We start from the raw sequence: 19,169 nt of genomic DNA on the forward strand, positions 1-19,169 counted from the left end.
TGGAATATCCCCATTTTTATCATACAGGATAAAAAGTGATTACACCATTTATTTCCATGTGTTTCTATAGTTTTTTGAAATGACGTTGTTAGCTCATTTTAAAAAAGCTTTTTACTTCTAAATGCAAAAAGCTATCATCATTAAACATGATGATAGCTCTTATATTAATCAAAACTAATATCTTCTTTATTTTTTTCTGAATCCCCACCAACTAAAACTAGTTGTAGTTGTTCATAAATTTCCTGTGTATCCGGTGTAGTTTCTGCTTGTTTACGTTCACGCTTAACTGTAGAATCATTTTTAACTAGTAATTCTTCTTTAGTTTCTGCGACCATTTCTATGTGCTCCAGAACCGCTACACGCTCTAAGCCTTCCATTTCATCTAAATCTTCTACATCATCTGCATCGTCAATTATTTCTGGTTCTTCTGTTTGTATAATTTCCTTCCGTTCTTTTTTCAATTCAATTACTGGTTGCTCTTGTACTATGTTCTCTTTTTCAATATTAACTTTAGCAGCTTCAATTACCTCTAAAGGGTTGTTTTTAACAATTGCTATTTTATTTGCTTTTGCTATAGCAATTTTCACTTTCATCGCTCTTAATGAAGAGCATATCTGATTTTGCATTCTTCCTAATCCATAGAAACGAATTGCCTCAACTATAACACCCATTACAATTCCAAAAATCCATGAATTCGAAAAATATCCAACTAAACCAAATGTTATAGCTCCTGGTAAATATAAGCTAGCATAAGCTATTAAATTAGGTATAGCTTTTTCTACTGTTAATTTGAAGCTATATTTAATTATTAAATATATAGCACTTAACCCCACTATTAAACCAGCCAGATTTAATAATAAATTTTTAAAAGTTTCACCTATCATTATAATTTCCTCCCTTTATGAAAGAAAATGTTCTAAGGGCAAATCTATTAGAGGGTTATAGAATGGTTTCACCTCATGTGACACCTTCTCTAATATAATTTCTACATATCCAAGCATGTAATCAGTTAAACTATTAACCTCCTCTACCACGCTTCCACAATCCGCCTTCGGAAACAAGATTTTCTACTCTTTTACCATTTCACTAATACAATAATTCATTTCATATTCATTGAAATTGAACTTTAACACCTAGAAATATTTAAATAACTTCTTGTCATAGTAACAAGGTACAGTCTCCATCTCCTTTTTCTCTAATAATCTTTGATAAATAGGTTCTTCCCATTATTTTGAAGTACCAATTCCATACTTTTCCCACCTATAACGTTACGTATTGCAGTAGCTGGTGATTCTTCAAATGAAAAAGTATATGATCCTTCCATTACCAAACCTCAAACCAGAAATCCCATTATCAATCGCGGCTTTTATACTTTGAACTGTACTATCAATGCCCCTAATTATTGTGCAAAGTAGTAAGGGTACACGCTGCCCTATATCAGCAACAACATGTGCAAAGCAAAAGGCAGATTGATATGTTTTACCTTCTACTAGAATTCCTATCATCTGCGGATGAGTATCAGATCTCTCAACTTCCTCTAAAATCTTAGCTAATCGCTCAAATCCGTCTGGTTCATTCATTTTAGTAGTAACATGCATTATTTTTCCTCCTACTACTTAGTATGAATTTTGTTTAATAAGTTAGTGGAAGTATTACAAGTCCTTTAAAGTAACTGCATAATAAAATTCTTTTTCAAACATATACAACTACCTTCATCCTTTCTTTATAGAGATATTTATATAAACGGCATATGCCTAATTGTTTTTAAACACAAAAAAACCTTTCGGGTATATGAATTTTTGTAAGCAAGGCTACTTTACAAAGTCATTTCCCCGAAAGGGTTGTAGTATTTATGGATTATAAAAAGAAAAAAGAAAGTCTTACATACATTATATAAATTAACAGCATCATATTCAATTTATTTTTCACGTAATATTCGGACTTTTGTGTGTATTTACGTTCTACTTTTTTTATAATATTGATATATTTTAAAAGGGTTAAGCTATAGCTCCTTATTACTATTGATATGATTTCGTAGTATATTACCATCTATTTTAAAATATTGATTAAATTGTGCTATAGTCCCTTATTACCTTCTGATATGTATATAGCAAAAAAGTCAAGATTCCAATTCTTGACTTTTTCGCTATAATTAGATTGATATATATATGCAGACTAATTGTTTGCTATAGTTCCTTATCACTTCTTGATATTATATGATATTTCACCACTGATGGTCTCTAAAATAACATTATTTAGGGATCTCCATTTATGTATAAAAGCACTAACTTTATATACTTAAAATATAACATGTGTAACTTTTGAGTAAGTTCGATAATTCGCCTTAACTATTAGTTCTATAATAGGAGTGGATCTTATGGAAGGAAAAACATTGATAAAATATATTTTTTACTTTTTTTCTTATTTACTTGTTTATATACCCTCATTTCCAGTTATAGTTGTTCTTGGTATGGCTGGCGCTTCTCCTGATGTAGAACATACTATACTAGAATGGATAATTACGATTTTTGAGATATCTGTTATAATTTTAGGTGCTTGGTTTTTTAACTTTATCTTCAAAAACATAATAGGAATTAAGCAGAATACAAAATTCACCTGGACTATCTTTATTCTTCATTTAATTCTTATTCCTTTGACATGGAGGCTTCTTCTTTATTATTAGATTATCAATCTTTTTTATTAATAAAACTATATTTCAAATCCTGATTATTTAATCGTGTACTTGCATACTAAAAAAATAAACCCCTTTGTTTGTCTTAAACAAATACTCTTCATAACAGCATGCATAATAACCTCCTGGATCTAATTTAATCCAATAAATCTCATCTGGTTCTTGTTTGAATACATCTAATAATTGCTCTATTATATATTCCTTCGAAGTCAATCCATTTAAATCATATCCGAACGGTATCTTCCCAAACCAAGAAAACTCTCCATTGGGATATTGGCAAATTAGGAATTCTTTTTTCCATTCTTTCAAGTGGATGAGTTCTAATGTGTCATTACTAGTAGCGTATGTCACCTTTTTGGCAAGGTCAAAAATATTGTCCTTTTTATTTTCTGACATAATACTAAGCTCATAATAATTACTTACATATTCATCCGCATTTATATCAGCAAAATCTCTTAAGATTTTATTAATTGTATTCATTTTTCACTCCTTTTAAACGTTGTTTTAAAATAAAATTTGCTCAAAAACCTCTTATCAACTCACATTCTATTGCACACAAAAAGAATTGATTTTAAAAAAGATTGATTAAAACCAACTCTTTCCTTAGGATTGCGAGACCATTTTTTTAAAAGTTAGTTCATTTTTTGTTTATGTTCCTATACAATTACGCCCGTTTATGCAGTTGGGATTTATTTGATATTCGTACTTTTTAAACTTTATATGTAGGCCCAGTACCAGCATTACCTTGACTCTAATTACAACAACCCTGGTACTGGGCCATGTGTGAATCATCATTCATTCTCGCTTTTTTTAATCACCTTAAATTCACCTAATTTATCTACGCTAAACAAAACATAACTCCCCTTGCCAAAATCCATACCTGAAGAGCTACTTGGCTGCAGTGCTATATTGTAAATGCCTTCTGTTAAAACATTACCTCTGTGAAAATCATTCATAATGCTAAGGATATCTGGTATATTTCCCTTGTTTTTTTCTACACTATAATAATAATTAAAGTTCACTACTCCCATATGATAAGAATTGATTTTAGATTCATTCATTTTTAAAGTTTTGATTAATTTTTTCGTATCTAATTGTTGGGTTTGTTTAAACTTTGCAAGCAATTCTTTTTCCTGTTGTTCATCGATAGTAAAATTTAAATAGTAATAGAAATTTTGTTTCTCCTTATCAAATGCGTCATTTGATTCACTTAATAAGTTATATTTTTTAATAATTTCATTTGATTGTTTTATAACTTCACTATGTTGTTGGACATAAGCACCTTTAAATATATCTAAGAAGACATACTTATCATCATCTTGATCTATCTCATAAGAATTTCGGTCAACAGTTACATACGTAGTGGTATAATATGGTTTTTTTATTTCTATATAAGTTTGAATACCTGTTCCTCCAAGTCGGTTATCATGTGCAGAGAGTATTTTAAAATCCCCATCTTTTATCCCATACTGTTCTTTTAAGTTATCTCCTACTGGTTTATGGATTTGTATTTTTGTAAAAATATCAGTAAATAAATATAGTAATATTCCGCTAAATCCTACTATAAATAGAGTTGCTATTACTTTCTTCACTCTCAGTACACCTGCTTCCTATAACAAATAATACTTTCAACATTGCATATATTATCTAATCACAATTTATATAGATTCATCCTATTTTTTGGTTTTAGAATAGATATTGTTCTAATTTTTGGTTTGGAATACATTTTGATTATAGCTTCAGGAGTTTTATCCGATGATGCAAAACGGTGCAATTTTTTTATAAACAGTACAACTTAATTCATAACTCTATACTCTTTCAAACGATACGACTTTTATTTGAAAATATAACATGTGGAACTAACATAACCATCTATCGTTAAAGAGTTAGATGGTTATGTTAGTTATGAAAAACGATTACATGTTATTTTTGATAAACAATTATTTTATTAGTTCATTGATGTTATTACTGTTTTGAATTTTCTCTGACGTTAGCCAGCGTGAATAACTTGTTCTATCTTTGTTGGATACAAATATATCAAATTTCTCGTTATGTAGTTCTTCTTTAAAAATCGTGACCACCTTTGTCAGATCCTCCATTACATCGGGATCATTTTTATACTCCATAGAACTGTCATTAAAAACTATCGTAGCTTCATATTTTGGACATTTCCCTTCCTTCGGATCTGCACAAGTAATATCTTTAATTACAAAGCGGTCATTTTGAATTTCTTCTAATCTTTCAAAGACTTTTGTTTGTGTTTTAATCAAATATGTCCAATAACCGCTTACTGTGTCTTTCATTGTTAGTAGAAGTTCTTCTTTCGTTATATCCTTTTGCACATTTTCGAAAGGAAGACCAATCGATTTACCATTATGATCCTCAATTTGAAGTTCTGTTATCTTTCTATTACTCTTTTGAATGAGTTGGAATAATGAATGTAAACGATCTAATTCTATTGTTTCAAATTGACTATAATCGATTTCCTTACTCGTTTTTAAGGTTAATAACAACTCATCTGTTGGTTTTCCTGTTGCATTGTTATAATCTACTATATATTGCAGAACATTTTTATTTTCAGATTCCTCGTAACCTAACTTTTTCATTTCTTCAAGAACAGGTTTGAATTTCTTATATTCCTCGTATGTGTTTTTCCCATATTCGTATTCATCACCTTGTATTGTGGAATAGAAGATGCCATTTACCTCTACACGAAATTGAATATTTTTATTATCTTTTGCTTGAACAGTATGGTATGTATGTCCCATATTTCCTTCATCTATCCCACCCCAATCTGTTACAACAACATCGAACCCATGTTTTTCTTTTATATATTTTTTCACCTGATCTTCATTTTCATAATTGCATCCACTCAAACATAAGAAACATAACACTAACAACCATATATTTTTCATTCTTTTCATATAATCCCTCATCCCCCTTCCTTACATAAGAAACGTTGCTTGCTAGAATACAGTATAAATATTAAAGTAAAGCAATCTTTTGAATAACGTACTTCATTCGTTCAATTAGAAAGAACTCACTCATTAAAACAAGTATTCAAAACAACCCTTTTCACTATAAAATGCCCCTATAGATATAAAAATCCAAAGGGGCAAGACATGATGTCTTTGTTTTAACACCGATATTTTATTTCAAAGTTTCATTTAATTTGTATATCCAATAAGTCATTATAAATGCTTCTGTATTTCACAATATTTACGTCTATTTCCGTTAAGAGTATTCACTACATTAAGTAAAAATATTAATCCGAATGTACAAAATAAAAATGGATGTATCCATGTTCTAAAATTAACAAGACTAATAATAAGCATGATAATACAAATCATAGCTCCTATAGTATCTATGCTGAAAAACAGTTTGTTTTTTATAGTTTTCACAAAAATTCCCTTCTAAAGTTCACAAACATTTGTAATTTTCCATATAATAATACCATACAATTATGTTCCAAACCATAATTTAACATTTCATAACCCCTATTTGAACAGATTGAAGATCCCATTTTTTACAACGTCATATCTTTCTTTAAACATAGTGACTTTATTTCTAATAAACAAATACATGTAGTTTTAAATATTGTTTCATCTTTTAATTTATTATTATTAAATCCGATGAAATTTTACGAGTATTACATTTATGTTCATACGGTGTATTAGTTCAATATATGTTCCAATTTCAAAAGCTTTGTAACGGAAAACATTACATACTTTATTCAATTCTTAAGAATCCTTAAGAATTTTCACCCTACTTTCTTTATGTGTTTATTTTAAACTAGAGATAGCACGTTGAAATTTTGAACAAGTAAAATATACTGTTAAATATAGACTAGGAACAGATGGTTACGGAAAATACCGACGACCATTTGCAAGACTTTATATTCCTAATGTAGACTATTTTGTTTTAGAAGCAATCTTATTAACGATAGATAAAGTTTAATATATTAGGAATTATTTTAAAAAGGTTTGTATATCAATCTTTTGCTAAAATAGATATGAAATGGAACCTTAGAAATGTACTACTAGCGTATATCTATAACAGTTCAATATAAAAACAAGGGTGAATACTATGTCAGGTAAAATTCTTATTGTTGATGATGATAAAGACATCAGAAATCTTATTTCTGTTTATTTAGAAAATGAAGGTTTGCAAACACAAAAAGCTGAAGATGCTATTGAAGCTTTGAAATTATTGAAAGAAAAAGAGTTTGATCTCATACTTTTAGATGTTATGATGCCTAACATGGATGGGATTGAAGCATGTTTGAAGATTAGGGAAGAACAAACGATTCCCATTATCATGCTTTCTGCAAAATCAGAAGATATGGATAAGATTCAAGGACTTACTTCTGGTGCTGATGACTATCTATCAAAACCGTTTAACCCACTAGAATTAATTGCTAGAGTTAAATCCCAATTAAGAAGACATAAAAAATATAACACTGACACGAACAAGAATAAAAACACTATCGAAATGGTAGGATTAACCATAAATACAGATACACGTCAAGTATGGGTGAAAAATCAAGAAGTGAGGCTCACTCCTAAAGAATTCGATATACTGGAACTTCTTGCTCGTAACAAAGGGATGGTATTAAGTGTAGAAAAAATATATGAAGCTGTTTGGAAGGAACAGTTTTATAAATCGAATAACAATGTAATGGTACACATTACAAAAATTAGAGATAAAATAGAAGAAGATTCTAAACACCCTATCTATATTAAAACCATTTGGGGAGTAGGATATAAAATATGAGGATGTTTCAATTTAAAAATAAATTGGCTGTAAAACTACTTTTTGCGGTAGGAATTAGCTTTATCACCTCATTTGGGGTGATAATAATAACTATCTTTACTCCAATATATAATGAACTCTCACCTTTCTATTCTATACTAACTTTTTTTTCAGTGATAATCTTCACTTTTATTGGAGCATTGCTGTTACTGCTGCGAAAAAAATTACTATATTTGAAACTTATTACCGAGAGTGTTCACAATATTGCTAATGGAGAACTAGGGTTAACAATCAGAATAGATAGCGGGGATGAATTGGCTCTTCTTGCACAAAATATCAATTATATGTCCAAAGAATTAGAGAATAAATTTGAATATGAAAGAAAATTAGAACGGACAAAAAATGAACTCATTACAAATGTATCTCATGATTTACGTACACCTTTGACATCTATCATTGGTTATTTAGATTTGTTAAAAAAGGGAAAATATAACGATGAAAAACAACTTCAAGAATATATTGAAACCATTTATTCAAAGTCGCAGAGACTGAAACATTCAATCGATGAGCTGTTTGAATATACTCGTGTTTCAAGTCCGGATGTTATGCTAAATCTCAATAAGGTTGATCTGACAGGTTTATTACAACAAATAATAGGAGAATACATACCTATATTTGAAAAGAAAAGCTTACATGTCCAAACATCCATACCGAATGAAGAGATACTGGTTTTCATAGATATAGATAAAATGGTCCGCGTTTATGAAAATCTATTTATAAACGCGATAAAATACAGTTCAGAGCCATCTGAATTATCAATACATCTCGAATGTATTGATAATAATGCGATTTTGAAAATATCAAACACCACAGAAAGGCCTCTCTTAGGTGATATAAATAAAGTATTCGAACGATTCTTTACGGGAGAGAAAGCTAGAATGACTAAGCAGGGAACTGGTATTGGACTAGCAATCTCAAAAAGAATTGTGGACCTTCACAATGGTACCATTACTGCAGAATATATAGACGGACGAATGACTTTTGTTGTTGAACATCCATTACTTATGTACGGAAATTAAAATTCCGTGCTCCCTTTACGAAACACTTCATAAAATTCCTCAAAATTTTATGAAGTGTTTTTTTGTTGTTGTAAATGTTTTAAATAGTATACACAGATAAGCAAGAGAGAATATTTAGGCAGTGCTGGCTAAATGCTATCGTTCACTATACATAAAAAAAGACTATGTTTGATACAAAACAATGTATTTGTTAGATATGATTGGAAATGTTTTTTTCTTTAGCAAATAATTCATATAGGACTCTTCTCACTCCCCTCTGCCCCCCTCCACTTTGATGTACATGCCCAAACTATAGAAAAATAAGGTAAGTTTGTTTGATCCAAAATAAAAAAAGACCAAATTTGTAACCTACCTAAAAATCTAAAATTTTATCTTTAGTGCGAAAGCTTTCTATTTTTTTCTTAAGAAAACTTAATAAATATATACAGGGTTTATTAAGAATTTCTATTTATAATTCAAACTATCTTACAAAATAATTATTAGGAGGTAAATATGATGAAAAAAGGCACACTGATTACTTTACATTATTTTAGCATTTTATTTACATCATTCTTCATTCCAAAGATTATGTACTATGTAACAGAAGACGCAGTGAAACATCATGCCTAAATGCAACGTTAATACAATTAAATCTATATACACATATATATAAATTGTAGATATTTTTATGCATTAGTGGAAAAACAACTATTCAATGTAATAGGAACCAATAGCTGTTTGGCTCCAAGGGTTCACAATAGAAAAAGAAACATAGGAGGATATAGATGTCAAAATCAGTTGTAGATGTGAAAAACATCCAAAAAGTATACGGTAAAAAAGGAGAGAACCAATCACACGCGTTAAAAGGTGTATCATTCTCCATTCAAGAGGGTGAATTTGTTGGTGTTATGGGACCATCTGGTTCTGGTAAAACGACATTATTAAACGTAATTTCAACGCTTGATAAAGCGACAGGCGGCGTTGTTGAAATTGCAGGAACGGATATTACGAAAATGAAGCAAGGTGAGCTTTCTGATTTCCGTTCACAAAAACTAGGATTCATCTTCCAAGATTTTAACTTGTTAGAAAACCTGTCTATTTATGAAAACATTGCACTTCCACTTTCACTTCAAGGTTTCTCATCACGAAGTATAGGAGCGAAAGTAGAAAAAGTAGCTGATATGTTAGGAATCTCAGCAATACTTCAAAAGTATCCATCTGAAGTATCTGGTGGACAAAAGCAGCGTTCCGCAGCAGCACGTGCGTTAGTTCATGAACCAGCAATTATTTTAGGAGACGAACCAACAGGAGCTCTTGATTCTAAAAATGCAGCTAGTTTACTAGATGCGATGACAAACTTAAATAAAGAGCAAGGCGTATCCATTATGATGGTTACTCATGATCCATATAGTGCAAGTTACTGTCAGCGTATTTTATTCATTCAAGATGGTGAGCTATATAAAGAAATTTATCGCGGTGGTACACGTGAAGAGTTCTATAAAGAAATTTTAGACGTGCTTGCAAACTTAAGTACACAAAAAGTGTAAGGAAGGAAGTTCAATCATGTTATTTAAGCTTTCCATGTCAGGCCTAAAAAATAAGTTGCAAGATTACATTGTCTTACTTGTTGGTCTTATTGTCTCTATTTCAACTTTTTATATGTTTCAAACATTAGCACTCAATAAGGCGTTCCTTGAATCTAACTCTTCTATTAGAGATATTGTGTTTGTATTTAAAATTGGGTCCTTTTTGTTAGCGTTTATCACATTTTTTTATATTTTATATGCAAACTCTTTCTTATCATCTCTTCGCCAAAAAGAATTTGGTATGTATATGATGTTAGGAGCAAAAAAGCATAAAGTTACCTTACTTATGTTTATCGAAACAATTATATTAGGTGCCGCATCTCTTGTGATTGGAATTACAGTTGGTGTAGGGCTCGCAGAAGGTATCGGTCAGTTACTAATGAAACAATTAGAACTTCCTGTTAGTGGTTATCAAGCATTTTACATGCCATCTATGGCGGTTACTTGCATCTTTTTCTTTGCATTATTTGTACTATCAGCAAGTATAAGTAGCATTAAGCTAGCGCGTTTTTCTGTATTACAACTTGTACATGCAGATGCACAAACAGAATGTGTCGCCATAAAAGGAAAAATGACAGTTGTAGTTGCAATCCTTGGTGTGATTTTATTGGGTATTGGTTATGCATCACTGATTTATATGTCACATGCAAACCCGCTAATTGGTCTGGGATTAATGGCCATTGGATTAATCACAGCAACCGTTGGTACTTACCTTATATTTGGATCACTTCTCCCAGTTATGATTAACAAGTTAAAGAGTAATAAAAAACGTAGTGAAAAAGGCCTTAATGTTTTTACTTTTGCACAATTAAATTTCCGCATTAATGGCCTAACAAATGTGCTTGCAACAGTAGCAATCTTAGTGGCTCTTGGTGCTGGTGGAATCGCGTGTGGTATGGCATTTAAAAACAACGTAATAAAAATGGTTAATGGTAGTGAAATTTACGATTCAGTCGTTCATAATCCAACAGCTAAAGAAAAGAAAATTTTGAATACTATCTTATTTACAGAGGAGCTTGAATATCATTACAAAATAGATGGTCAGTCTATTTACTATTTAAAAGATGATTTAGAGAAAAATCGTCCTTTAGTAGAAAAAAATGGAAGCGAAAGAGAAGATTATGGGAAAACAAAGAGAGTGTCAGAAGAGCTGCCAATTGGTGAAAACATGAAGAAGTCACCGCAACAATGGGGTGAAGCGTTCCAGACAATCCAGCCATATTATATGTATCCTGATCATGAAATAAAAATTGTAGACAAAAACATGTACCATAGTATAAAGGGCCGAGAAAGTACTGTGTTTATTGGGAAAACAGATGATTTTAAAACATATTTAAAAGAATGGAAACATCTTGACGAATTACAGTTAGCGAAATATACAAGTATAAAACCTGAAGAACTGAAGAGTAAATATCGAATGTATAATTCTTTTCATGGTATGTTCAGTGGATTAATGTTCATGGGCTTTTTCGTCGGAATTGCGTACTTAGCAATGATGGCAAGTTGCCTGATGTTTAAAATTTTGTCTGGTGCATCCAAAGATTGCACACGTTATCAAATGCTTCGTAAAATCGGTGTACGCCGAGAATTATTAACACAATCGATTTATAAGGAGTTATTCTTTGTGTTCTTAGTCCCAGCAGTTGTTGGCATTGTTCATGTATTAGTTGGTATGAACATGTTCAGAGTCATTTTGATTGATCCATATTTTCGTATTTGGTTACCAATTGTTATTTTCGTAGTGATTTACTCGATTTATTACTTCATTACAGCTCAATTGTATAAAAGAATCGTACTTCCGAAAGAAGAATGATGTAAAGTGTTATATATTGTTTTGGAATAAAATTTAATCAGAAATGTTTTACAAACCTCTATTTGATAAGAAGCAAAAGGAAGCCATTTTGAAAAAGATTGATCAAAATGGCTCCCTACTTTGTGAAGCATTATACAATTTTTGTAAAAAAGTTTAATCAAAGTATTGCTGCAAATATTGATTTCATAAAATAGAAGAAACCCACACACTTTGAAAAAGTTTGATCAAAATGTGCGGGTTTTAATTTTGAATTCCTTTAGTTTTTATAAAAAAGATTAATCATTTTAAGTGTTCTACTTACGTATTACGACATGATCTAACTATTCTGGTTTGTTTTTTGGTAAATTAAAAGCTTTAAAAACTTCTAAATGTACTCCAGTAATTTGCCCCTCTATAAAATCGATAAATTTATTAATCTCTATATCAGATGCCTTTGAATTGAGAGTGAAATCATAAGAAACAATAGCTTTAGCACCATCAATGTCATAGTATGTTAGATTAAATTTCGGATGATTTTCTACTCCTTTGACTAGTTCATCAAAAAAGTCTTTAATTGAGAAACCATACACCTTTGGCCCCTCTCTCTCTTCAATCACTTCTACTTTAAGTTTCACATCTTCAATTTTAGTAATATTTATTTGAACTTTCTTCATAAGAGCAGTTTTTGGTTCGCCATAATTTACAAGTGCATACGTAGTATTCATTTCAAGTTGTCTTAAATCCATGTTCATCGCTGCATCTCTTGATAAAAATACTTTCACAATTATATCCCCCTCTCTAAACTATTTAACAAATAAACACCGATTATATAAGCCCGTTAAACATTGCTATCAAATAGATTCTTACCATTTTGGCGAAGAATTCTCTTTCCTCAAAGAATGTGAAGTGGTTAAATGGAAAATGAATTTCGGTTTGGCATAACCAAAACATTTGATAAACTAGCTATATGAAGTTCTTTGATAACTTGATATATGGGGTTGCAAGAAGTAAACAGGGTGCGAAAAACAATCCATCCGGTTCCTGCGTAAAATATCAACAGTACTAAGAGAGCGTCAAAGCGTCGGACATCTAGGAGGGCCCCAAAAAGTAACACTTAGGGAGATGAAAGATTACTTTCTTCGCGGAACTGAAAGGTTCCCACATCATACTTTGCTAAGTGGCGATTAGTTCACCGCTCCAATAGTTCCTTTATTTTTCCCCTAATGTCACGATAGCTTACTCCATAATCTCAACGGGAAAAATCATTAAAAAATATTGAATTGCTGAGGAATTCAACCCTCGACATAAAATCAGATTTGCATCAAAAATGTAAATCCTCATTTTCCTGGTATTGCCCTTTATTAAGTCTTTGTCTTATAAATAATTCTGCAACAATTAAATTTGGTACCCACGCTAATCAAGCAATAACAGCGTAACTAAGGTCAAACTGCTCTACTCCAAATAGCAATACAAACAAAGGTAGCCAAATTCTTAATGTAACTGCCGCAAAGGTTAAGGAATAATTTCTAATCATCCAATTTCGATGGTCTTGAATTTTCTTATTCTTAACTCTATTTAATGGTTGATATGCTGATGTTAGCCAAAATACGGATAACAAACCGAAACCAAGCTTTGCTACCAATCCCCCCATAGCGTAAAAGGATAAGTACAGTCCTGAAACGCCGCCTAATAATATACCAATCATATAGATTCTTCCAACTATTCGATGAAGGTTGATATTCTTTCCTCTAAATTTTGCGGATAATGTAAACGGACCGATTACTAACGCTACTATACTAGTTGTAATATGTATAAATAACATAATGTACCAAAAAATACTTAATTTAGAAACGAACATAAGCTTCATTTTGACCAGCCCTGTTTGAAATCCATCCATAATAAGATATTGGACAACAACATAACTAGCTACTAAAATAGCTAAAAAAGTAAATATAAACCAAATTTTCCTGTTCAAATTTACTTCCTCCTTGCTACATTTAGGGACAGTAGATTATACATTACTTTTCATTCTAGTAATGAGTAGAAAAGCCTTCTTTAATTATCTATTCAACACATTGTTTTTTCATTAAAACAACTCTAATTGAAATCTATAAAAAATGAAATTAGATATATCTCAAACAAAAGTTGAGCTGTGCATATCGATTCATCGTTAGAACAACAAAAAGCTGCTTCAGCATATTAACCTGAAGCAGCTCTTGTTATCTCAAAAATGGTAACGGTGCTTGCTGAATTCCGTTTTGAGTTGAGATATAAAAAGATTTTGCGAATCCCTCACTGTGAATGCATTCATCTATTACAAGCATTATAGGAATTTTTCTTAAGTCTAACATTAGCTCCATTCTAACATGTTCTGCTAAAGCGAGATTAGATATAGATAATATAAAAATTCCTGGTAAACTCTTCGTGTTTTCGAAATTCAATAAATTATTTGGTCCATTTTGAATCTGATCTTCCCAAATTTTCAATCGCGATTTTAAATGTTGCGCATATCGCTGACCTTGTTGTACCCTTTCAAATATGAAGTTTTGATTTCCAATTGGAGTTTTAATTTCTCCAACAGCAATTGGATTATAACCATTACCAGTACCTTTTAGCTTTGGATACCAGCACCAGTTTTTTAATAGCTGTTGGCCTACTGCAAACTCATATTTTATTTGATTCATAGTGACAAATCTTTGTACCCCTACTACTCCAAGCCTTAACCACTGTTCTGGCTTTAAAGAATAGTTTGTATTACGGTTATGATAAGCCCACATCATCAAATGACCAGCAGTATTTAAAGTGATTGGAGCAGAGGTTTTGGGCTGATCCGGAAATAGCGCCGATTTTATCTCCCATCTACTAACAAATCCATACAGTACCAGTTTTTTCAGCGATTCTGAAACCTGTGACCTACTAATTTTAGATTCCACAAAATTTTTAATTTGAGCTTCAGTAATCGCTAATGAATCCCAAATAAGCTTTAATATTAAATTGTCCTTTTCATTTATAAAACCTGAATTAATTCTGTCATATATACTACGTAAATCTGTGAGGGGTTTAAATTTATCTGGAAGAATTGGTCCCCCCTGTAAAGAGGGGTCATCCCAAAGTGATAACGATTCGTCCCTATTAAGCCAATATTGAACCGCCTTTCCATTCTCTTGTACGGAAACCTGCGGCGCACCCATTAGTTATATAAAAACGCCGTTGGATCGTTAACTTTTTTGCGTCCAAATGGAAACTTAAAGATAACCCCCGACCCTCTCTCTTTTTCCACATCCACACTTACAATTCTCATACTTACTACGTCATCCAATACTGGCTGTTCGATTGTTTTAGGGACAATTCCTTTAATTGTGCAGCCTTGGTCCAATTCAACAAAAACACCAAAACGCGGGTCAACATTTACAACCCTTCCTACAATTGTATCCCCTTCAGCTAATTCAGATAATAACTGATAAGGATTTTCCACGGCAGCTTTTCTAGAAACGTGGATTAGTCGCTGTTCTGGATTAAATTGTAGAACCTTAACTGGGATACGTTCACCAATTGGTGCATAGCGATCCACAGCGTTTTTATACACTCTTCCATAGTTTAGTTCATGTAATTTCATGAAGCATTCCGCACCATTGATGCGTAAGAATATAGTAGGAACCTGAGCATTCATGTTATATCCAGTTACCTCAGCTTTGTAAGTAGGTACTTGAAGTCTTTCATCTTGCTCCAATTCTATTAACTCACGAATTAACGCATCTGCCGATCTCCTGCTAGCTTCTTTTACTGAAACCTGTACTTTATTTATATCCAGTTCATCAGACATTTGTGTAATTACTACATTAAAAATATTACCTGTGAATTGAGTAATACTTCTAAAAGAGTAATCAGAGAAGTCTTCTTTTTTACAAATACCTATAATCTTACCATTTTCAAGGGCAAACTCAGCATATTCAGTATCTGGATCGTCTTTATCGTGTCTTTTAACCGTTCTCAATACTGCTTGAATTGGCTCTTTATATCTACGTAGTCCCTGTAGCTTTTCATAAGTTTTTGAATCCATAAAAATATCTCCTCTCCCTTGTTCAATATTTATAAAGTTCAAAAATAATACTTCTACTTGAATTATTGTTACTTTTAACTAAGAAACTAAGTTTTTTAGAAATTTCCCCTAAAATTTTTAATTGTTTTTTATATTAGACCTGTCACTTACTTTATTTATAGGGATTAACGTTAATGTTCCATATGTATTTAGGATTGGTAATTGTGTTATAATTTAAAGAAGAGGGAGGTTGCCCTCCCCTTGTTTTAGCGTCTTGTGATTCATTTGCTTCTTGGTAGGTTGCGACGAACCACAGGGCTTTTATTTTATTATTTTCTATCCTTTCTTCATTTTTCTCTTCTCTTAATTCCTTCGTTTTTTCTATTATGTCCAGAATGTTTTTAACAAGTTGTATAACAAGCAATTAAAGAATTACAATTCAATCACTATCATGTTCTTCATTCTATTATATTTGCATTATAATATTAAACAATCCGTATATTTAAAGCATCTGAAGTGGCTTGTGCTACGGTTTGGATTAATCCTTAATCAGGAATGTTTTGTTGTCTAATAAAAATAGGGCCGTTACTTCCACGTTCTTGAGGGCTTTGTGTCATTCCTGTATACGTTTCATTTTCAATAAATAATGAGCGAATACTATCGTAATTCCATGCGTTACTTTCAACTAATTGTGCCCATGCATCATAAAGATCACGACTGCCACGTACTGCAGCCATAAAATTATGTTGCGAGCCTCCACCAATTAATCGATCACCCGATAATTTAAGCTGCCGTCTAATAGTTTCCTCTGTTTTAGAAAAAACGTTAAAGGAAATCTTATTATCATTAGCTAAATTTACTGCTGTCGCAATAGAAGGACTACTGTTTGGCATATTCGTTCCCGCTTCAAGAACAAGCACGGAAGTACATTTATCATCCGTTAATTTTTTAGCAATTACCCCTTCGGCAGTACCGGCACCAATTACGATGTAATCAAAAATATATTTTTTTGACATGCTATTATTCCTTTCAATATAAAAATTTAAAACAACAAATTCAAGTCCAATATACTATTAACATATTGGACTAGCTGCCTGTACTTATGAAGGAGATTAATAGTTTAGAAAAGGCTTAGTTCTTATAATGAGACGTTATGTTAACTAATTTTGAATATCGTATACAGACTAAAAACAGAAAAAATGTCCTGTTGTGTAGGTTGTTTTTTCTGTTTTTTGATGATAGTTGTTAACTGATGTCTCACATTTCAAAAAAACAAATTTTTTGTTTGCTTGTCCACACCATTTCACCTCTTTATGAATTTTATAGTATTAAAGGAGGTGAAAAGAATGAATGAAGATATTATTTCAATTGGGGCAAATTGTATAGTGAGAATTAGAAACAGATTCTTTCTTCTAGTAGAAATTGAAGTGGAAGTTGGAAATGTAGCCATAGAGGAATTTGTTTTTATTCGAATATCTGAGCAAGAAGCTAGAACATTGTTAGCAGCGGGTATTCAACGTTGTACTATTTCTAATTGTATTCCTAGGTCTCATGATGATTTAGAAGTAGAATTCATTTGTGTTTTAATCGTGGGTGGGGAAGCATTTGCGGTTTTTGATGTAGAAGACGATGTTGATGAAGCTGTACTTGTTCCAATTTCATTAAGAGAAGCCGAGCGTTTAATCTGTAGAGGAGCAAGACGATGTACAGTTATTAATAGATAAGAGTAAGCCTTTTTGAGCGCTAAAGAGGTTTCATTTTGTGTGACTTCTTTTAAGGATGATGATGTAAATATGAATATCCTCCAGAGTACTTAACTGGAGGATATTTTTGTAGACTTCTAGATGTATTAACTACCAATAATAGGACGTTATGTTAACCGAATATGTATAAGATATACATCATGAATTTTATTAGGCGTAAACCAAACATACAAGCCAAAGTACTAGATTCGAATACATATAATTATATTAAATTTCGAAAAAAGGAGATGAATTGTTTTGAACTCATATTTTTCAAAACAAAGATGCTGTCATAGACTTTTTCCTGCTTTTCCACCTGCTGTCCCTCCAATTCCAGAACCCCAAGGACCACTAACGATCATGACATGGAACATCTATTTTGGAACTATTTTAACGCCTTTAGCAGGAACCACTCCAGAGCAACTCCCACAACGTGTTACTGAGGTCTTTACACTGTTTCAAGCAACAAATTTTCCGGTACGAGCAGGGGCTATTGCTAATCAAATTACAAGAAAAAAACCAGATATAATAGGTCTTCAAGAAGCAGCAATATGGCAACTTTTGTTACCCCAAAATTCTGAAGTAGCAGTAGAGTATGATTTTGTTTCGATTCTTCTCAAGGAGTTAGAAAAAAGAGGATTGCATTATGAAGTTTTAGCAATAGTGGACACTACGGATGCTACGTTACCTAGTAGCACCGGCTTCAACGTTCGATTTGTAGATCGAGATGCTATTTTGGTGCGAAAAAATTCAGGACTTAAGTTCTCAAATATACAAACAAAGATTTTTGAAGCTTTTCTTCCCGTTCCAGTTGGCGGTAATGTTGAAAAACTCCTATTTGGTTTTATATCTGTTGATGTCGAAATATCCGGAAAGAAATTTAGACTCGTAAATACTCATTTACAACCCATTACACCTGGAATCCCCCAAACACTTCCAATACAACTGGCTCAAGCTCGCGAACTTTTAACTGGCCCTGGAGCGACTGATCTTCCCTTAGTATTCATAGGGGATTTCAACTCAAATTCTGACGGCAGTGGTCCATCTTACAATCTTTTGATAAATGCTGGATTTAAAGATACATGGACTATCGCAGGAAAAGGCAATGGATTAACATGTTGCCAAGATGCTAATGTATTAAATTTGATCTCGCAACTAGTTGTTAGAATAGACTTAATTCTCTTTCGAGGCGATTTCAAAGTTGAAAAAGTGGACGTTGTAGGAGAAGAGCAAGAGGATCGTACACCAACGGCACTATGGCCTTCTGACCATGCAGGAGTTGTGGCTAGCTTGATTCTTCCCTCCTAAAGAAAGGACTATATTAAAAAACTCTGATAAACAAAAGATACGGTCAGAGAAATATGAATAACGATAAACTGCTACCCTCATAAAACAGATGATCTATCTGATCGTGTTTTATATGGTCCCCTAACTATAGACGGTGATATTGTGATGGGATCTATCATAATTTATTTAATTAACTACCGAGAACGATAATTATGTAAATG

At 32.0% G+C, this 19,169-nt stretch carries 15 protein-coding genes and 2 pseudogenes; 7 read left to right on the forward strand and 10 right to left on the reverse strand.

Going from position 1 to position 19,169, the window contains the following annotated elements:
• Window positions 1-164: 164 nt before the first annotated feature.
• Together JDS98_RS07640 and JDS98_RS07645 are read right to left on the reverse strand one after the other, a co-directional pair.
• Window positions 165-884 carry a hypothetical protein gene (locus tag JDS98_RS07640; RefSeq protein WP_098911872.1) on the reverse strand — a complete coding sequence of 240 codons (720 nt, stop codon included), beginning with the start codon at window positions 882-884 and terminating at the stop codon, window positions 165-167.
• Window positions 885-1,295: 411 nt separating this feature from the next.
• Window positions 1,296-1,598 carry a hypothetical protein gene (locus tag JDS98_RS07645; RefSeq protein ID WP_199633741.1) on the reverse strand — a complete coding sequence of 101 codons (303 nt, stop codon included), beginning with the start codon at window positions 1,596-1,598 and terminating at the stop codon, window positions 1,296-1,298.
• Window positions 1,599-2,377: 779 nt separating this feature from the next.
• Here JDS98_RS07645 and JDS98_RS07650 point away from each other — a divergent pair.
• Window positions 2,378-2,683, forward strand: coding sequence for a hypothetical protein (locus tag JDS98_RS07650; RefSeq protein WP_098711888.1), 306 nt, complete (start codon window positions 2,378-2,380; stop codon window positions 2,681-2,683).
• A 48-nt stretch (window positions 2,684-2,731) separates the two neighbouring features.
• Here JDS98_RS07650 and JDS98_RS07655 read toward each other — a convergent pair whose 3' ends face one another.
• The 3 genes from JDS98_RS07655 to JDS98_RS07665 form a co-directional block, all read right to left on the reverse strand.
• Window positions 2,732-3,172, reverse strand: coding sequence for a hypothetical protein (locus tag JDS98_RS07655; protein WP_098711887.1), 441 nt, complete (start codon window positions 3,170-3,172; stop codon window positions 2,732-2,734).
• Window positions 3,173-3,483: 311 nt separating this feature from the next.
• Complete coding sequence (locus JDS98_RS07660) at window positions 3,484-4,284, reverse strand: hypothetical protein (protein ID WP_098711886.1); 801 nt, start codon at window positions 4,282-4,284, stop codon at window positions 3,484-3,486.
• A gap of 348 nt (window positions 4,285-4,632) precedes the next feature.
• On the reverse strand, window positions 4,633-5,616 hold the full coding sequence (locus tag JDS98_RS07665; RefSeq protein ID WP_199633742.1) for a hypothetical protein: 984 nt from the start codon (window positions 5,614-5,616) through the stop codon (window positions 4,633-4,635).
• 1,162 nt (window positions 5,617-6,778) lie between these two features.
• Between JDS98_RS07665 and JDS98_RS07670 the strand changes: the two genes are divergently transcribed.
• The 4 genes from JDS98_RS07670 to JDS98_RS07685 all read left to right on the forward strand — a co-directional run bounded on the left by JDS98_RS07670 (window position 6,779) and on the right by JDS98_RS07685 (window position 11,901).
• Window positions 6,779-7,465, forward strand: coding sequence for a response regulator transcription factor (locus JDS98_RS07670; protein ID WP_199633743.1), 687 nt, complete (start codon window positions 6,779-6,781; stop codon window positions 7,463-7,465).
• Complete coding sequence (locus JDS98_RS07675; RefSeq protein ID WP_199633744.1) at window positions 7,462-8,523, forward strand: HAMP domain-containing sensor histidine kinase; 1,062 nt, start codon at window positions 7,462-7,464, stop codon at window positions 8,521-8,523. The genes JDS98_RS07670 and JDS98_RS07675 overlap by 4 nt, the downstream gene beginning before the upstream one ends.
• 764 nt (window positions 8,524-9,287) lie before the next feature.
• On the forward strand, window positions 9,288-10,049 hold the full coding sequence (locus JDS98_RS07680) for an ABC transporter ATP-binding protein (protein WP_199633745.1): 762 nt from the start codon (window positions 9,288-9,290) through the stop codon (window positions 10,047-10,049).
• 16 nt (window positions 10,050-10,065) lie between these two features.
• Window positions 10,066-11,901 (forward strand): FtsX-like permease family protein, encoded by a 1,836-nt coding sequence (locus tag JDS98_RS07685; RefSeq protein ID WP_199633746.1) that lies wholly within the window; start codon window positions 10,066-10,068, stop codon window positions 11,899-11,901.
• 320 nt (window positions 11,902-12,221) lie between these two features.
• Here JDS98_RS07685 and JDS98_RS07690 read toward each other — a convergent pair whose 3' ends face one another.
• The 5 genes and pseudogenes from JDS98_RS07690 to JDS98_RS07710 all read right to left on the reverse strand — a co-directional run.
• Window positions 12,222-12,662, reverse strand: a complete 441-nt coding sequence (locus JDS98_RS07690) for a hypothetical protein (RefSeq protein WP_098711879.1) — start codon at window positions 12,660-12,662, stop codon at window positions 12,222-12,224.
• Window positions 12,663-13,201: 539 nt separating this feature from the next.
• A pseudogene (locus JDS98_RS07695) lies at window positions 13,202-13,855 on the reverse strand (DUF2306 domain-containing protein).
• Between the two features lie 244 nt (window positions 13,856-14,099).
• Window positions 14,100-15,071 (reverse strand): hypothetical protein, encoded by a 972-nt coding sequence (locus JDS98_RS07700; RefSeq protein ID WP_199633747.1) that lies wholly within the window; start codon window positions 15,069-15,071, stop codon window positions 14,100-14,102.
• Window positions 15,071-15,940, reverse strand: a complete 870-nt coding sequence (locus JDS98_RS07705) for an RNA-binding protein (protein WP_199633748.1) — start codon at window positions 15,938-15,940, stop codon at window positions 15,071-15,073. The genes JDS98_RS07700 and JDS98_RS07705 overlap by 1 nt, the downstream gene beginning before the upstream one ends.
• Before the next feature lie 527 nt (window positions 15,941-16,467).
• Window positions 16,468-16,935, reverse strand: a pseudogene (locus tag JDS98_RS07710) (GMC family oxidoreductase N-terminal domain-containing protein); the annotation flags it as partial.
• A gap of 330 nt (window positions 16,936-17,265) precedes the next feature.
• Here JDS98_RS07710 and JDS98_RS07715 point away from each other — a divergent pair.
• Complete coding sequence (locus JDS98_RS07715) at window positions 17,266-17,643, forward strand: hypothetical protein (protein ID WP_001001283.1); 378 nt, start codon at window positions 17,266-17,268, stop codon at window positions 17,641-17,643.
• A gap of 276 nt (window positions 17,644-17,919) precedes the next feature.
• Window positions 17,920-18,969 carry an endonuclease/exonuclease/phosphatase family protein gene (locus JDS98_RS07720; RefSeq protein WP_199633750.1) on the forward strand — a complete coding sequence of 350 codons (1,050 nt, stop codon included), beginning with the start codon at window positions 17,920-17,922 and terminating at the stop codon, window positions 18,967-18,969.
• Window positions 18,970-19,169: the final 200 nt, after the last annotated feature.

The organism is Bacillus cereus group sp. N11, from assembly GCF_016483605.1.
GTDB lineage: Bacteria > Bacillota > Bacilli > Bacillales > Bacillaceae_G > Bacillus_A > Bacillus_A toyonensis.

Bases quoted from the DNA above. Each gene is read 5' to 3' on its own strand.
- JDS98_RS07640 (WP_098911872.1), bottom strand. From the start codon at position 884: ATGATAGGTGAAACTTTTAAAAATTTATTATTAAATCTGGCTGGTTTA.
- JDS98_RS07680 (WP_199633745.1), top strand. From the start codon at position 9,288: ATGTCAAAATCAGTTGTAGATGTGAAAAACATCCAAAAAGTATACGGT.
- JDS98_RS07700 (WP_199633747.1), bottom strand. From the start codon at position 15,071: ATGGGTGCGCCGCAGGTTTCCGTACAAGAGAATGGAAAGGCGGTTCAA.
- JDS98_RS07685 (WP_199633746.1), top strand. From the start codon at position 10,066: ATGTTATTTAAGCTTTCCATGTCAGGCCTAAAAAATAAGTTGCAAGAT.
- JDS98_RS07645 (WP_199633741.1), bottom strand. From the start codon at position 1,598: ATGCATGTTACTACTAAAATGAATGAACCAGACGGATTTGAGCGATTA.
- JDS98_RS07715 (WP_001001283.1), top strand. From the start codon at position 17,266: ATGAATGAAGATATTATTTCAATTGGGGCAAATTGTATAGTGAGAATT.
- JDS98_RS07655 (WP_098711887.1), bottom strand. From the start codon at position 3,172: ATGAATACAATTAATAAAATCTTAAGAGATTTTGCTGATATAAATGCG.
- JDS98_RS07665 (WP_199633742.1), bottom strand. From the start codon at position 5,616: ATGAAAAGAATGAAAAATATATGGTTGTTAGTGTTATGTTTCTTATGT.
- JDS98_RS07650 (WP_098711888.1), top strand. From the start codon at position 2,378: ATGGAAGGAAAAACATTGATAAAATATATTTTTTACTTTTTTTCTTAT.
- JDS98_RS07670 (WP_199633743.1), top strand. From the start codon at position 6,779: ATGTCAGGTAAAATTCTTATTGTTGATGATGATAAAGACATCAGAAAT.
- JDS98_RS07705 (WP_199633748.1), bottom strand. From the start codon at position 15,940: ATGGATTCAAAAACTTATGAAAAGCTACAGGGACTACGTAGATATAAA.
- JDS98_RS07675 (WP_199633744.1), top strand. From the start codon at position 7,462: ATGAGGATGTTTCAATTTAAAAATAAATTGGCTGTAAAACTACTTTTT.